The following is a 15,029-nucleotide window of genomic DNA, read 5'->3' on the forward strand; positions in this document are numbered from 1 at the left end:
AATGGATAAAGAAATAGCGGGTTTCATAAAAAAGTATTACCAGAAGAACTTCGCGGGGAAGAAATTCGTTCCCGGCGAAACACATATTCCCGCTTCGGGAAAATCTTTTGATTATCAGGAGATGGTTTTGATGACGGAAGCCGTTTTGGATGGTTGGTGGACCGAGGGACGGTTCGCGGCGGCTTTTGAGAAGCAGTTGGCCGAATTCGTAGGCGTCAAACATTGCGTTACCACCAATTCCGGATCTTCGGCCAATCTTCTGGCTATTTCCGCGCTGACTTCTTATCATCTGGGCGAACGACGCTTGAAACCGGGAGATGAAGTGATTACTTTGGCAGCCGGATTCCCAACCACTATTAATCCGATAATTCTTCATCAAGCCATCCCGGTTTTCGTGGATATTGATCTCGCGACTGCCAACGTGGATATTGGAAAATTAGAGAAAGCTTTCTCTAAAAAAACTAAAGCTGTGTTCCTTCCTCACCATCTCGGCAATCCATTTAACGTGGCAGCCGTTCAGAAGCTTTGCAAAAAACATAAAGCCTGGCTGATAGAGGATTGTTGCGATGCTCTGGGGGCGAAATTCGGTGGGAAGCGCGTCGGCAGCTTCGGCGACTTGTCCACCTTCAGTTTTTATGCCGCACACCACATAACCAGCGGAGAAGGAGGAGCGATAATGACCAATGATGAGCGGCTGGCCGCCATCGTGCGTTCATTCCGTGATTGGGGTCGGGAATATTGGTTCAAGACTGGCGAGGATATCCGACGCAACAAAGGCCTGGGAACGGTTAAGCACAGCAAGCTTCCGGCTGATTACGATGATAAATTTATCTTCTCCGAGATCGGCTACAACCTGCGCCTGACCGATATGCAGGCCGCGCTGGGTTTAGTTCAACTCGGAAAGATCGGAGAGTTCGCGAAACGTCGGGAAAGCAATTTCCAATATTTGTATAAGTTGATGAGCCCGTATAAAAAGTTCTTTATTTTGCCGGGCATGGAAAAATCCGCAGCGCCTTCTTGGTTTGGATTTTTAATGACCCTGAAGCCGGATTGCCCATTTACTCGTAAGGAATTCGTGGATTATTTGCACAAACACAACGTTGGTACCCGTATGTTCCTCGCCGGCAACGTTATCAAGCAGCCGTACTTCCAGATATATAAGGTAAAGTTTAAAGCTGGGAATCTTGCCAGCACGGATTACGTTTTGAGTAATTCCGTTTGGGTCGGAGTCCATCAGGCGATTGATAATGAGAGGAGGGAATATATGGGGAAAGTCTTGAAGTCGTTTTTGGCGAAGTATAAATAATGACAAAGACCATTTTTATTACGATCTTCCAAGGAGTGGAGGCGCGTAATATTCTCCGAACCGATATATATAAGGAATTGGTTGGTCGTCCGGATGTTCGGCTGGTTCTTTTTACCGACAGTGAAGAGAAAAGGAATTATTATCAAAAGGAATTTAACGGTCCGAACGTGATCTATGAGGTCGTTGGGGAATATCACGCTCGCGGCATTCAGAAATTTTTTGGTGCAGCCAAATTCAATCTAATTAATACTGCCACGGTTGATATTAAAAGAGATATCCTGTTTTTCAAAGAACATAGTTATCTGAAATTTTATCGGCGGTGGCTGATCAATCGGCTGTTCGCGCGCAATTTTGTTCGCCGGATAGTTCGCTGGTTGGACTGGCGGTTGGTTTCTGACCAGTTTTTTAAAAAGTATTTTGATCAATACGATCCGGATCTAGTCCTATCAGCACATCTTTTTGGTGGCACAGAGACCGCAGTGATTCGGGAGGCGCGCCGTCGTGGAGTTGTCAGCGTCGGATTGATCAATTCCTGGGATAAACTGACCGCCAGAGCAATGATCCGTTTGCTTCCGGATTGGATGATTGTTCATAACGATTCAGTGAAAAAAGATGCGATTATTTATGCCGATATGCCAGCTGGTCGCATCTTCGTTTCCGGCATACCCCACTTCGATCGGTATAAGACCGGGACCAGGGCTCCGCGCGATCGCTTTTTGCAAGAGATCGGCCTTGACCCCGATAAAAAAACCATTTTGTATCTTCCAGTCGGTCGCGCCGCCAGTGATGATGATGCCGATATGATGAAATTTTTTGCCGATCTGTTATCGGATAAACGTTTGAAATTTCCGACTCAGCTGATTTTTCGATTCCCGCCTAATGATGAGATTGTCGCGGAGGGAAAATTTCCAAATGGTGTAGTTATTCAAACACCGGGACGAAGATTCTCTTTGAAACGTGGATCGGATTGGGATATGAATGAGGACGATTTCCGGATCCTAGCCGACACAATTACTAGCAGTGATGTCGTGGTCGGGTATCCTTCAACGATGATGATAGATGCGGCGATTTTTGATAAGCCGGTGATTAACATTGCATATGAGCGGCGCCCGCATCCCCGAAATTTCATCCTCTGGGCTTACGAGGTGGATCACTATCGGTCCGTGCTCAATACCGGCGCCGTCCGGTTGGTTAAGAATGACGATGAATTAATTGATCAGCTGAATGCTTATTTTGCGGATCCTTCATCGGATCGTGAGGGGCGCCGTCGTTTAGTCGCGGAGCAATGCGGCGCACAGGACGGTAAGGCGGGAAAGCGGGTGGCGGATTTTTTGCTAAACCGTATTTAAAACGATACTATTAAACCAATGATCTCATTTGAAATATTAAGGAAATACAGTGACCGGGATCGAGCTGATATTAATCGGCTCCTTCCTCAAATTGCCGAAAAACCTCATTTGTTATCAAAGAAAGAATTCCAGAAAGTTTTGAACGAGAAGGACAATTGCAATCTGGTGGTGGCCAGAGACAGCATTAAGAAAAGGATCGCGGGGATGGCTGCCGTCACTTTTGCTCGAGTCCCTACTGGTCTTTTGGCGATGGTTGAGGACGTGGTAGTGGATTCCGATTATCGTGGAATGGGTATTGGAGCTAAGCTGACCGAAAAGTTGATCGCCTTAGCGAAGAAAAGGATGGCGAAGCACATCAGTCTTACGACTAATCCGGCGCGCGAAGCTGCCAACGCCATGTATAAGAAAATGGGGTTTTTTTTGAAGGAAACTAATTATTACCGCATCAACTTGCACCTACCAAAGCCCAACCTTAAGAGGGGTAAGAATCTATAGGGTGTATTGGATTTTTCCTGATTTTGTTGCATAGTCTTAGGGAAATTATGGAGTATATAAAGCTCAAGCGGCGCAAGGACAACCTGATTATCCTGCGTTATCCCGACGGCCACGAAGTGGTCAGCTTGGTAAGTGAAGTTCAGCATCCCGTGATTCGGGAAGCCTTGGAGTCTCGGAGCTTTCGTGGCGGGCTGGATTTGGTGGCCAGTTCCGCAATCGCCAAGCGAGAAGATGTCCTGCAGGCATTGGATCGCGAATCGTTAACCTCTTAAAAAAATGGAAAAAATTTTGGGTATCGGTGTGGATCTTGCAGAGGTCGGGAGGTTTCGGAAAATGCCGTTTAAGCGGCATTCCGATTTCTATAAAAAAATTTTTACCGCGTCGGAGATAAAGTATTGTTTATCGAAAGAAAATCCTTATCCGCACTTCGCCGCTCGCTTTGCCGCCAAAGAAGCGGTGCTTAAGTGTATTCAAGGTACTATTTATAAAATTTTGGATGTGGAGATTTTCAATGATAAAAATGGAGCTCCGAGTGTTAAAGTTAAAAAGCAGCGAGGAAGATTTTTGGTTTCGCTTTCGCACACCAAAGATCACGCTATTGCCACAGCAATATGGTTAAATTAATTCAAGAATATTTTTCCGCATCAGCCGAGAAATTTCCGGATAAGATTGCGGTTAACTGGAAAGATCAAAATATTACTTTTGCGGAATTAGAGAGCCGGAGTAATCAGCTGGCTTTCGCTCTCAAAGGATTAGGGGTGAAGCGAGGAGATCGCATAGCTTTTTGTCTTCAAAAATCTCCCAAAGCAATTCAAGTAATTCTCGGAATTTTGAAGGTAGATGCGGCCTATGTACCTTTGAATCCCAGAGCTCCGGAAGCAAGGATCGCGCAAATGATTAACGACGCGCAGCCATCGGTTGTGATTTGCGAACGGGCTACTAAGGCTTTGGTGAAAAGTGGCAAGGTTTTTGATTTGGACGAAAAGGCAGAAATGCTAGCAGATATGCCGGTCAGTGCGATGCATTGCAAAAATACCTCCGTTGATCTTGCCTACATCCTTTACACTTCCGGCTCTACTGGTATTCCTAAGGGCGTAATGATTACGCATGGCAATATTATCAACGCAACCGATTGGGCAGTAGAAGAATTTGGTATTAGCGAAAAAGATAGGATGTCTCAGCATCCGCCGTTGCACTTTGACCTCTCCACTTTTGATCTTTATTGCGCTTTTAAGGCAGGAGCGACTTTGTATTTGGTGCCGGAGGAGTTATCCTTATTCCCGGGCCAGCTTCTGAAATTTATTGAAGAGAGTAAATTAACTATTTGGAATTCTGTGCCATCAGTTTTAGTTTATCTTTGGAACTCGGGTTTAATTAAAGAGGATCGTTTATCACTGGTACGGAAATTTTTCTTCAATGGCGAAGGATTTCCGACCCGATTTTTGGCCGAGTGGATGAAAACTTTTCCGAAAAAAGAATTCGTGAATATGTATGGGCCGACCGAGACGACCGTTCAGTGTACTTTCTATCGGATACCAGAGGCGCCGACCGATCTGACCAAGTTGGTGCCTATCGGCAAGGCCTGTCGCAATGTGGAAGTTTTTCTTGTGGATGGAGAATTGTGTGTTGCCGGCGACGGCGTGGGGCTGGGGTATTGGAATAACCCCGAAAAGACAGCAGTCTCATTTGTGGATATTACGGGCAAGGGGCGAGTCTATAAAACCGGAGATTCGGGTCGGTTACTTCCGGATGGCAACTATGAATTTATCGGGCGGAAGGATTTTCAGGTAAAAATAATGGGCAATCGGATAGAATTGGGCGATGTGGAGGCGGCTTTGTTAGCTTTGCCATATATCGAAGACGCTGCAGCGGTTGCGATAGACGCGTCCGCAACAGGAGGGCAGGAGCTTATCGGTTTTGTGAAGTTGAAAGAAGCGAAGGAGGAATTGATGATCAAAATAGATTTGGCAAAACTTATTCCGCAATATATGGTTCCGGCAAAGATAGTAGTGCGTCCTCTTTTGCCCCGTACCAGCACCGGGAAGGTGGATCGTAATGCTTTAAAATCAGACTATGGAGATAAAAAATAAAGTTCGGGAATTTCTTAAAACAGAAACTCAAAAAGAAATTACCAACGATTCGGAGAATCTGATTACTTCCGGAGTGCTCGATTCTTTTTCGATGATTAAATTGATTACTTTTATTGAGAGCGAGCTAAAGATCAAGGTGGATATGGAAAAATTATCTGCGGAAAATTTTAATTCCATCGAGAAGATAGATGAATTTCTTCGGTAAATAGGCTTGCCAAAAGCAGTAAATTCTCGTATATTTTTTATTATGAAAAAGGCGCTTATTACTGGAATCGCCGGCCAAGACGGAAGCCATTTGGCAGAGCTTTTACTCGGAAAGGGATATGAGGTTCACGGAGTCATCCGACGTTCTTCCAGCTTCAATACCGCCCGCATCGCCCATCTTTTTAGCGATATTCATGAGCCCAACCAACGGCTCCATCTCCACTATGGAGATCTCTCTGATGCGGCGATGATTCGTAAAATTATTTATAAGATATCCCCGGATGAGATATATAATTTGGGCGCTCAATCGCATGTGCGGGTGTCGTTCGATATTCCGGAGTACACCGCTGACATTACCGGTTTGGGCGCGCTTCGGGTTTTGGATGCAATTAAGGATTTTCAGGAACACACAGGCAAGAAAGTAAAATATTATCAGGCATCTTCTTCGGAGATGTTTGGGGCTGCTGTTCCGCCGCAGAATGAAGAAACGCCGTTTTGGCCAAGAAGTCCGTATGGCGTGGCCAAGACCTTCGCCTATTATACAACTAAGAATTATCGGGAGGCCTACGGAATTTTCGCAGTGAACGGAATTTTATTTAATCATGAAGGTCCGCGCCGTGGAGAGACGTTTGTGACCCGGAAAATTTCCCGAGGAGTTGCCAGAATTAAAGCCGGATTGGATAAGAAAATTTATCTGGGATATTTAGATTCGCGGAGAGATTGGGGGTATGCTCCGGAATACGTAGAGGCCATGTGGATGATGCTTCAGCAGGACAAGCCGGAGGATTATGTTATCGGTACCGGAGAATCCCATTCAATTCGGGACTTTTTGGATGTTGCGTTCGCTCATGCCGGATTAGGAGATTGGAAGCCCTATGTGGAAATCGATCCTCGCTACCATCGTCCAGCGGAGGTAGAGAATCTGGTCGCCGATACTCGGAAGGCCAAAGAAAAACTCGGATGGGTCGCCAAGACTAAATTCCATGATTTAGTGAAGATAATGGTGGACGCTGACATTAAAGCGATATGCCCAGACAAATTAGAAAAATAGGGGTTGGCACGGTGAAGATATCGCCGCTTGCCAAAAAATACGTCAACGAAGCTTTGGATAATCACAGGCTTTCTTATGGGCCGTTTTTACGCAGATTTGAAAATGAATTCGCTAAGTTGCATGCGAGAAAATATGCGATCAGTTGCAATAGTGGCACCGGAGCCTTGCAGATCGCAATCGGGGCCTTGAAAGAAGTTCACAATTGGAAAGATGGAGACGAGGTGATCGTGCCGGCGCTGACTTTTATCGCCACTTCTAATGTGGTTATTCAAAATGGACTGAAGCCGATCTTCGTGGATATCGATCCAGTTACCTATAATATCGACCCTTCGAAAATAGAGGAGAAGATCACCAAGCGCACCCGGGCGATCATGCCGGTCCATCTTTTCGGTCTTTCTTCCGATATGGAAGCCGTGATGAAGATTGCAAAGAAATATAAATTGAAAGTAGTGGAGGATTCTTGTGAGTCCATGTTCGCTGATCATAAGGGAATGCCTGTGGGTTCTCGGGGAGATATTTCCTGCTTCTCTACTTATGCCGCCCATCTTGTGGTCACCGGCGTCGGCGGTTTGTCGCTGACCAACAATCCGAAGTACGCCGTGGTGATGAAAAGCATGATGAATCATGGCCGTGATTCTATTTATATGAATATTGACGACGATGATAAGCTGACTGACGATCGATCAATTTTTAAAATGGCCGACCGGCGTTTTTCTTTCGTTAGAATGGGTTACAGCCTTCGCCTAACAGAGCTGGAGGGCGCGCTTGGCGTTGCGGAGCTGGAAAATCGGCACAGTAATCTGAAAAATCGTTCGATTAACGCCGACTACTTACTCAAAGGACTCTCGAAATTTTCCAATTTGATCCAGCTTCCTTCCTGGCCGAAGCATTCCGAACACGCCTTTATGATGTTCCCGATAGTGGTGAAGGATAAGCAAATCAGCAGGGATAAGTTGATTACTTATCTAGAAAAGAACGGTGTTGAGACGCGCTACATGCTTCCTTTGTTGAATCAGCCCTATTACAAAAAGATCTTTGGTGATATCGAGAAAAATTATCCGGTGGCCCAATGGATCAATAATAATGGTTTTTATATCGGTTGCCATCAGAATCTTTCCCGCAAAGATCTGGATTACGTCATCGAAGTTTTCTCTGATTTTCTTAAAAAATGGATCTAAGTAAAAAAAATATACTTATTACCGGCGGAGCCGGTTTTTTGGGCCGTAGGGTTTTTGACAAGTTGGTTGAGCGCGGCGTGCCGGCTGAGAAGATTTCCGTTACTCGGTCAAAAGAGTACGATCTGCGTGATGCCGCGGCCTGCAAAGAGGTCGTTAAGGGGAGGGATATCGTTATTCATCTGGCGGCCATCGTCGGCGGTATCGGCTACAATCGTAAGCATCCCGGAGTGGCATTTTACGACAATGCGGCGATGGGGATGAATATTTTGGAGGCCTTTCGGTTGGCGGGTGGAGAAAAATTTGTGGGAGTTGGCAGTGTCTGCTCCTATCCGAAGTTTGCCCCGGTACCTTTTCAGGAAAAAGATCTATGGAACGGTTATCCGGAGGAAACCAATGCTTCTTATGGTCTCGCTAAGAAAATGATGTTAGTGCAATCGCAAGCCTATCGGCAAGAATATGGGACTAATGCCGTCCACCTTTTAATGGTGAATCTCTATGGCCCCGGTGACAATTTTGACCCGGAGAATTCTCATGTAGTCCCGGCTCTGATTCGAAAGGTGGCGGAGGCAAAAAAGGAGGGTCGCCCATTCATAGAAGCTTGGGGCACCGGCTCTGCCACCCGTGAGTTTCTATACGTTGATGATGCTGCCGAAGCGATTGTGCTGGCGGCAGAAAAATATGACAAAGGTGAGCCAGTAAATATCGGCTCCGGTCAGGAGATGAGCATTAAAGACCTGATGGTTACTATCTGTCGGTTGATGGATTATAATGGAGAAATCCGTTGGGATAGTTCTAGGCCCGATGGCCAACCTCGCCGCTGTTTGGATGTCGGTTTAGCTGAAAAAGAATTTGGTTTTCGGGCCAAGACTTCCATGGAAGAGGGGTTTCGTAAAACTATTAATTGGTTTTTGGAAAATCATAAATAATGAAATTAGCGCTCTGCTTTTTAACTTATAACGAAGCGGAATGTTTGAAGAAAATTTTACCTGGCCTCGATACTTCAATGTTCGATGAGGTTTTTGCTGTTGATGGCGGTTCTACCGATGGCACTTTGGATATCTACCAGCAGAAGAATATCCGGGTTATTCCGCAGAAGTCTCGGGGTCGTGGCGAGGCGTTTAAGTTGGCGGAAAAATCTACCGACGCGGATGCTGTCGTGTATTTTAGCCCGGACGGCAATGAAGACTCGGCCGATTTTCCTAAATTTAGAATTTTGTTGGAGCAAGGAGCGGACATCGTGATTGCCTCTAGGATGATGAGGGGGGCTATAAATGAAGAAGATATTTCCTGGTGGCGGCCGCGCAAGTGGGTAAACAATGCCTTTAATTTGGCTGCCAATATTTTATGGAATCGTTCGGGAAAATATATTACCGACTCTATCAACGGTTTCCGGGCTCTGCGTCGGGGAATTATTGAGAGGCTTGGTCAGGACGCCATCGGATACACTATTGAATATCAAAATACGATTCGGGCAATGAAAGCCGGTTTGAAGATCGTGGAATTTCCGACTCATGAAGGTCAGCGCCTTGCCGGTGGAACCCAGGCGCAGTCCTTGAAAGTTGGGCTGCAATTCGTCAAATGTCTTTTTCGGGAAATCGGATTAAGTTTTTCAAAAAATAGGTTCCTTTTGTTACTAGCTGCGAGCGCGGTTTTTGTTGGGTTGGTTTATGTTCTCCCGCCACTTCTAATCGAGAGAAAAATATTGAGTCAGGGGGATTCTTTTTTATTAGTCCAGCCGGAAACTTATCGGGATGAGTTTTTCAGCTATGTTCCGCGTGATCGGGAGGTTTTCGACGGGCACTTCCCGGCGGCGGGCCCCTACGCGAACGATAATCCGCAAACGCTGATGAATCAGTTCCCGCCATTGATATTCTCCGCCTTCATTTATTTGTTTGGCGGTAATGTAGAGTCCGGATATCTTGCTTTGCAATTTGTTTTTTCCGCCCTGGCTTTTTTGTTATTTTTTTCCCTAGGATCGGCAATGATGAAGTCGCGGTTGTGGGGAGTTCTGCTGGGTTTTATTGGAGTTTTCACCTATCTTGCCCAACAGATATTTTATTATGCTTATCGCAATCCGCTTGCTATCTACTTCAATAATTTCATTCCGTTCGTCCGGACGCCGATCTCGAAAATGCCGCTTGCGCGTATTGAAGACCCGCTGATCACCCTCCCTGTTTTTCTAGCCGTGCTTATCGCCTTCTATTCTTTTTGGAATAAACCCAGACGTTCTACTGCGATTATTACCGCCCTGCTTTCTGGATTGCTGGCCTACACCTATCTTCATCATTGGCTTATGATGATGGTCATCATCGGATCAGTTTTTATTCTGGTTCTGCTGACGCGTCGCCACGACAAGGCCTTGATCAAAAATTTCTTGATTTTATTCTCCGTCGCTGGGGTAGTAGTTTTGCCATATTTGATAAATAATTTTTCTTTCCTGGCCACCCATGGAAAAGACTTTGCTTTGCGTTTGGGATTGGAGCAGGGCCGAGGTCATATTTGGCAGATGATCTTTGAAACCCCGATCGTTTTCGACCATATCATCTACTCAATCCTTTTCGCCGTAGTTTATCTGGTTTATTTCCGCTGGCGCCCTGATAGAAAAAAAGGGCTTTTTATGGCCGGCCTTACCTTATCAATGTTCTTGGTTTGGCAGATACCGTTGATTTTGGGATCTTTTCCTCAGATCTCGCATTTTATAAAATCGGTAAGTTTAGTAGCTTTGTTGATCATCGTAAATCTCATTTATGACGTGCTGGTTGGATTGGGTAAACGGGGAAGATTGGCGGCCTTGGCGTTGGGTATTTCTTTAATCGCTGGCCTAGCAGGCAAAAAATTAGTGAATACTTTGATATTCATCAACCCGCCCGCAGGCATCGTGAAAGAGTATAGTTTTCCTAAAGAAATGTTGGATTCCTGGAGTTGGATAGATGCTAATTTGGGCAAAGAGCCGAAGATCGTTTCTTCATCTTTAGTGACCTCGCTTTATCTTGCCGGTAACACCAAGGCGCGCCCTTATCTTCCGACCGGATTTATTTCGGCTTTACCAACGACCGAATTGGAGAAAAGATTTATGTTGGTGAATAAATTATTTGGAGTTACTCCGGAGATGTTGAGTCGGAGGATAAAAGATTTTGACGATGATTTTAGTGACATCTGCGCCGGAGAAGAGTGCTTTAAGGCCTCGCATTTTAATTTTACAAAAAACCGATGGTACTTGGCTGAGCATGGTTGGTATATGACAGAGATGGCTTCTAGTCCGGAAAAGGCGATTGCGGGGTACCGGAAAATGAAGGCCTCTTGGAAAGACACTAACGCTGACTATGTTTATTATGGCCCCTGGGAAAAACAGTTTGGCGCTGCCCGTCTTTCGAGCGACCCCAATCTTAAGCAGGTCTTCAAAAATTCTTTGGTAGAGATATATCAGATCCAGAGATAGCTTCTTGATTCACTAGTGATTCTATGATTAAATCTTTGTATTATGGAAAAAGTTGGGTGCGAGGTCTGCGCTTTTCGTAATCCCAGGGCGACGGTCACGGCTTTGATTTTGAAAGATAAAAAAGTTCTTTTGGCGAAGCGCACACAGGAACCCTTCTTGGGCTGGTGGGATCTAATAGGCGGGTATATGAGTGAGCAAGAAGTTCCTGAGGACGCCCTGCGAAGAGAAATCAAGGAAGAGTTGTCTATAGATTGTGGTAAAATGGAACTTGTCGGATTTTTCCCCGGTTACGCGGAATGGAAGGGGGTAAGTAATCCGATTCTTTCTATCGTATATCGAACTGATTTATCTGATCAGAAAATTAATTTAAGCGATGAAATTCTGGAGCTGAAGTGGTTTTCTAGAGAGGACTTGCCGCCGGTTGCCTTCGACTCAAATAATAAAATTATAGAACATGCTAAAAATAGAGGACTTATTTAATGACTGGTCGCCCTTTGACGCCAAAAGCGTTGACGATCTTTGGGGGATAGTTAAGAATTTGCCGGAGCTCGTTGGGAAAGAGAATATTTTTGGTGAAGGGACCGAGGTGCAAAACGCCGCTTGGGTTAGGGGGCCGGCGCGCTTTGGGAAAAAGTGCCAAGTAAGACATGCTGCTTTTGTCGGATCTAATTTTTACGCAGATGATGAGGTGGTGGTTGGACATGCTTGTGAGGTTAGTAATGCCTACGTTGGCAAAGGAACTCACGTCGCGCACATGAATTTCGTTGCCCATTCCATTATTGGGCGTAATTGCAACTTGGGCGCCGGGGTGAAAATTGCCAATTCTAAAGTGCACTTACAGGGGGAGAAACAGGGGGCAATAATCGGGGATAATGTTTTTATCGGTATCGGAGCCTTGCTTTACCCTGGAACAGTAATCGGAAAGAATTGCTGGATTTATCCGGGAGCGATTTTAAGAGGTGTTTATGGTCCGAATCAGGTCATTAAAGTCCGTCAATCTCAGGAGATCGTTCCTTTAAAATAGCTTTGACTTACCACTTATAAAGTGGTAATTTACAAGCACAAAATTGATGGCTATTAAAGCTAAAAATAAACGTAAAATTTGCTTCCCGATTACCAGCCGAATTCACTACGCTCGTCAGAAACATCTTCTGAATCTTATAAACAAGAATCCCAAGTTGGAACTCCAGCTGGTGGTGGGCGGTTCGGTGCTACTGGATAAACACGGTGAGCGTTTTTTGCCTGCGATAGAGGCGGCGGGATTTGTGGTTAATGAAACCCTTTTTAATGTAGTTGAGGGCGGCGGGCATATCGCTATGGCGAAAACTGCCGGCCTGACGGCCTTGGAATTTGCCAACTCACTTTATAAATTAAACCCGGATATCGTTTTGATACGCGGCGACCGTTTTGAGCAGTTGGCCATTGCGATGGTGGCGGCTTATTTGAATAAAACGATCGCTCATATTGAAGGCGGCGATGTCAGCGGCACGATTGATGAAAGCGTTAGGCACGCGATCACTAAGCTCGCCCATATCCATTTTGTGACTAACGAATCGGCTCGCAAGCGCGTAATTCAGATGGGCGAGAATCCGAAATTGGTTTTCAATGTTGGCTCTCCGGATGTGGAGTTCGCTTCTTTGGTAGACAAAAATAATGACGGGAGAGCGGTAAACAAAAGCGGATTGGGCGCAAAGATTGATGTGAGCAAGCCATTTCTGATCGTGATGCAGCATCCGGTCACCACCGAGAAGAACAACCGTCGCAATGCCGAGGAAACCCTGAAAGCAATTGATCAGTTGAATATGCCGACGGTCTGGTTTTGGCCGAACAGCGACGCGGGCACCGGCGATGTCTCTAAGGCGATCCGAATTTATCGCGAGCAGGGGAAATTAAAGAATGAAAAGATCCGCTTCGTTACCGACCTTCTTCCGGAAGATTTTATTGCGCTATTACGCAAATCCGCGGCGCTGGTTGGTAATTCTTCGGCGGGAATTAAAGAGGCTTCTTATCTCGGCACGCCGGTGGTAAACATCGGCACTCGACAAGCTAATCGCTTGCGCGCGGAGAATGTGCTGGACGTCGGCTATCAGGCCGCCAGCATTAAGGCGGGCATCCAGAAGCAGTTAAAGAACGGCAACTATGGAAAGTCCGATCTTTATTTCAAATCTAATTCCAGCAAAAAGATCGTGGAGGTTTTGAGCAAGGTGAAATTAGCGCCGCAGAAAAAGTTCTATGACCAAGCCTAAGATTTTAGGAATTATTACCGCGAGGGGAGGTTCCAAGGGGATTCCCGGGAAAAATATTAAATCGTTACTTGGCAAGCCGTTGATCGCTTACACGATTGATGCCGCCAAAGAATCCGGTGTGATTGACCGGCTGATTTTATCTACTGATGATCCGGCAATCGCAGAGGTAGCAAAGCAATATGGTTGCGAAGTTCCTTTTATGCGTCCGGCGGACATCTCTGACGACAAATCCGCCCATTTGCCGGTGCTTCAGCACGCGGTAAAAGCCTTAAAAGAAAAAGATGGCTATGAGCCGGATTATGTATTGCTACTCCAGCCAACTTCTCCGGCACGGCAAGCCTTTCATATCAAAGAGGCCGCCGGCCTGATGGAAAAAAGCGGGGCGGATTCTGTTTTGAGCGTTGCCGAGATCCCGGAAAATTACCACTATAAAAAAGCGATGTTTGTTGATGAATCCAGAGCCTTGCGCTTAGTAAAAGATGTTGGGCCGATATATGAGCGTGTTTCTCGCCGCCAGGACTTGGAAAAAAACTATTGGAGCGTGGGCTCAATTTATCTTTTTAAGACCAGCCTTCTTTTCGATCCGGCAAAACCGAATTTTTATGGAGAGAAAACCATGCCGTACATAGTCGATGCTAAATACGTCGTGGATATTAATGTTCCCGCGGATTGGGAGGCGGCGGAGAAGGCATTAAAACGACTAACGACTAACGACTAACGAATATGAAGATCTTAATCACCGAACCGCAGGATTACTCTCCAAAGGCCCTCGCGGCCTATAAGACCATGGGCGAGGTAGTTTTGGGCGGCGAACCGAATGCGGACACGGAAGTGATTGTGATTCGGCTGAAAAATAAAATTGATAAAAGCTGGATGGATAAGATGCCGAAACTGAAAGTAATCGCTTCTCCGACTACCGGATTGAATCATATTGATGTAGCCGAAGCGGAGAAGCGGGGAATCAAATTGGTGACCCTGCGCGGGCATACGGAATTTTTGGATAAGATCACTTCCACGGCGGAAGAAACTCTGGCTTTAATTTTGGCATTGGCTCGGAAAATTCCGCAGGCTCACGAACACGTCAAAGCCGGGGGGTGGAACCGCGACCAGTTCAAGGGCCACCAACTGGCCGGGCAGATATTGGGCATTTTGGGCTTGGGCCGCTTAGGAAAGATGGTCGCCCGTTACGCAAATTCTCTGGGTATGAAAGTAATCGCCGCCGATCCGGCTGTTGATGCCAATGCTATGTCGCGGCATAGCGCCGAAAAAGTTTCCATGGAAGAGCTTTTTAAAAAATCAGACGTTTTGTCGGTGCATGTCTTGCTTACCGAGGCGACGCAGAGTTTGATCAAAGAAGACCATTTGAAACTAATGAAGCCCACGGCGCATTTTATAAACACTGCCCGGGCGGAGATAGTAGAAAAAGGAGCTTTGGAAAAAGCTTTGCGAGAAAACTGGATTGCCGGCGCGGCGGTGGATGTGATGTGGGATGAGGAGGGGAGCGGCGCGCATCTGGCCAAGAGCGAACTTTGGGACATAGCGAAAGGCGGTCAGCATAATTTGATAATCGTTCCACATATTGGTGGGGCCACTTACGACGCGATGCAAATAACAGAGGAGTTTATTGCGGATCTAGTAAAGAAAGAATTGCTGAAGTAAGTTAAACTTAAA

The 15,029-nt window shown here is 46.0% G+C and carries 16 protein-coding genes; all 16 read left to right on the forward strand.

The window, feature by feature from the left end:
- Position 1: 1 nt before the first annotated feature.
- From rfbH to Q7S83_03690, 16 genes are read left to right on the forward strand one after another with little or no spacing between them, the layout of a single operon-like run.
- Complete coding sequence (rfbH, locus tag Q7S83_03615; protein ID MDO8467197.1) at positions 2-1,306, forward strand: lipopolysaccharide biosynthesis protein RfbH; 1,305 nt, start codon at positions 2-4, stop codon at positions 1,304-1,306.
- Positions 1,306-2,655 (forward strand): CDP-glycerol glycerophosphotransferase family protein, encoded by a 1,350-nt coding sequence (locus Q7S83_03620; protein ID MDO8467198.1) that lies wholly within the window; start codon positions 1,306-1,308, stop codon positions 2,653-2,655. The genes rfbH and Q7S83_03620 overlap by 1 nt, the downstream gene beginning before the upstream one ends.
- Before the next feature lie 18 nt (positions 2,656-2,673).
- Entirely contained in the window at positions 2,674-3,150 is a 477-nt protein-coding gene (locus tag Q7S83_03625) for a GNAT family N-acetyltransferase (protein MDO8467199.1), read from the forward strand.
- 47 nt (positions 3,151-3,197) lie between these two features.
- A complete protein-coding gene (locus Q7S83_03630; protein ID MDO8467200.1) occupies positions 3,198-3,422 on the forward strand; it encodes a hypothetical protein in 225 nt (74 codons plus the stop codon).
- Between the two features lie 4 nt (positions 3,423-3,426).
- Positions 3,427-3,774 (forward strand): holo-ACP synthase, encoded by a 348-nt coding sequence (acpS, locus tag Q7S83_03635; protein MDO8467201.1) that lies wholly within the window; start codon positions 3,427-3,429, stop codon positions 3,772-3,774.
- A complete protein-coding gene (locus tag Q7S83_03640) occupies positions 3,762-5,240 on the forward strand; it encodes an amino acid adenylation domain-containing protein (GenBank protein ID MDO8467202.1) in 1,479 nt (492 codons plus the stop codon). Before acpS ends, Q7S83_03640 begins: the two co-directional genes overlap by 13 nt.
- Positions 5,224-5,445: a phosphopantetheine-binding protein gene (locus tag Q7S83_03645; protein ID MDO8467203.1), complete on the forward strand. Its 222-nt coding sequence runs from the start codon at positions 5,224-5,226 to the stop codon at positions 5,443-5,445. The genes Q7S83_03640 and Q7S83_03645 overlap by 17 nt, the downstream gene beginning before the upstream one ends.
- Positions 5,446-5,487: 42 nt before the next feature.
- Entirely contained in the window at positions 5,488-6,495 is a 1,008-nt protein-coding gene (gmd, locus tag Q7S83_03650) for a GDP-mannose 4,6-dehydratase (GenBank protein ID MDO8467204.1), read from the forward strand.
- Positions 6,471-7,673 carry a DegT/DnrJ/EryC1/StrS family aminotransferase gene (locus Q7S83_03655; protein MDO8467205.1) on the forward strand — a complete coding sequence of 401 codons (1,203 nt, stop codon included), beginning with the start codon at positions 6,471-6,473 and terminating at the stop codon, positions 7,671-7,673. Before gmd ends, Q7S83_03655 begins: the two co-directional genes overlap by 25 nt.
- A complete protein-coding gene (locus tag Q7S83_03660; GenBank protein MDO8467206.1) occupies positions 7,664-8,599 on the forward strand; it encodes a GDP-L-fucose synthase in 936 nt (311 codons plus the stop codon). The genes Q7S83_03655 and Q7S83_03660 overlap by 10 nt, the downstream gene beginning before the upstream one ends.
- Positions 8,599-11,112 (forward strand): glycosyltransferase, encoded by a 2,514-nt coding sequence (locus Q7S83_03665; protein ID MDO8467207.1) that lies wholly within the window; start codon positions 8,599-8,601, stop codon positions 11,110-11,112. Before Q7S83_03660 ends, Q7S83_03665 begins: the two co-directional genes overlap by 1 nt.
- 42 nt (positions 11,113-11,154) lie before the next feature.
- The gene (locus tag Q7S83_03670) at positions 11,155-11,592 is read left to right on the forward strand and encodes an NUDIX domain-containing protein (GenBank protein MDO8467208.1); all 438 of its coding nucleotides are present in this window, start codon (positions 11,155-11,157) and stop codon (positions 11,590-11,592) included.
- Complete coding sequence (locus Q7S83_03675; GenBank protein ID MDO8467209.1) at positions 11,567-12,136, forward strand: hypothetical protein; 570 nt, start codon at positions 11,567-11,569, stop codon at positions 12,134-12,136. The genes Q7S83_03670 and Q7S83_03675 overlap by 26 nt, the downstream gene beginning before the upstream one ends.
- Before the next feature lie 46 nt (positions 12,137-12,182).
- A complete protein-coding gene (gene neuC / locus Q7S83_03680) occupies positions 12,183-13,358 on the forward strand; it encodes a UDP-N-acetylglucosamine 2-epimerase (protein ID MDO8467210.1) in 1,176 nt (391 codons plus the stop codon).
- Positions 13,345-14,076, forward strand: a complete 732-nt coding sequence (locus Q7S83_03685) for an acylneuraminate cytidylyltransferase family protein (protein ID MDO8467211.1) — start codon at positions 13,345-13,347, stop codon at positions 14,074-14,076. Before neuC ends, Q7S83_03685 begins: the two co-directional genes overlap by 14 nt.
- 5 nt (positions 14,077-14,081) lie before the next feature.
- Complete coding sequence (locus Q7S83_03690; protein MDO8467212.1) at positions 14,082-15,017, forward strand: NAD(P)-dependent oxidoreductase; 936 nt, start codon at positions 14,082-14,084, stop codon at positions 15,015-15,017.
- Positions 15,018-15,029 lie beyond the last annotated feature (12 nt).

The organism is bacterium (genome assembly GCA_030646995.1).
Taxonomy (GTDB): Bacteria; Patescibacteriota; Minisyncoccia; order UBA6257; family WO2-44-18; genus JAUSKF01.

Coding starts and splice junctions, on each gene's coding strand:
- rfbH (MDO8467197.1), top strand. CDS start 2: ATGGATAAAGAAATAGCGGGTTTCATAAAAAAGTATTACCAGAAGAAC.
- Q7S83_03620 (MDO8467198.1), top strand. CDS start 1,306: ATGACAAAGACCATTTTTATTACGATCTTCCAAGGAGTGGAGGCGCGT.
- Q7S83_03625 (MDO8467199.1), top strand. CDS start 2,674: ATGATCTCATTTGAAATATTAAGGAAATACAGTGACCGGGATCGAGCT.
- Q7S83_03630 (MDO8467200.1), top strand. CDS start 3,198: ATGGAGTATATAAAGCTCAAGCGGCGCAAGGACAACCTGATTATCCTG.
- acpS (MDO8467201.1), top strand. CDS start 3,427: ATGGAAAAAATTTTGGGTATCGGTGTGGATCTTGCAGAGGTCGGGAGG.
- Q7S83_03640 (MDO8467202.1), top strand. CDS start 3,762: ATGGTTAAATTAATTCAAGAATATTTTTCCGCATCAGCCGAGAAATTT.
- Q7S83_03645 (MDO8467203.1), top strand. CDS start 5,224: ATGGAGATAAAAAATAAAGTTCGGGAATTTCTTAAAACAGAAACTCAA.
- gmd (MDO8467204.1), top strand. CDS start 5,488: ATGAAAAAGGCGCTTATTACTGGAATCGCCGGCCAAGACGGAAGCCAT.
- Q7S83_03655 (MDO8467205.1), top strand. CDS start 6,471: ATGCCCAGACAAATTAGAAAAATAGGGGTTGGCACGGTGAAGATATCG.
- Q7S83_03660 (MDO8467206.1), top strand. CDS start 7,664: ATGGATCTAAGTAAAAAAAATATACTTATTACCGGCGGAGCCGGTTTT.
- Q7S83_03665 (MDO8467207.1), top strand. CDS start 8,599: ATGAAATTAGCGCTCTGCTTTTTAACTTATAACGAAGCGGAATGTTTG.
- Q7S83_03670 (MDO8467208.1), top strand. CDS start 11,155: ATGGAAAAAGTTGGGTGCGAGGTCTGCGCTTTTCGTAATCCCAGGGCG.
- Q7S83_03675 (MDO8467209.1), top strand. CDS start 11,567: ATGCTAAAAATAGAGGACTTATTTAATGACTGGTCGCCCTTTGACGCC.
- neuC (MDO8467210.1), top strand. CDS start 12,183: ATGGCTATTAAAGCTAAAAATAAACGTAAAATTTGCTTCCCGATTACC.
- Q7S83_03685 (MDO8467211.1), top strand. CDS start 13,345: ATGACCAAGCCTAAGATTTTAGGAATTATTACCGCGAGGGGAGGTTCC.
- Q7S83_03690 (MDO8467212.1), top strand. CDS start 14,082: ATGAAGATCTTAATCACCGAACCGCAGGATTACTCTCCAAAGGCCCTC.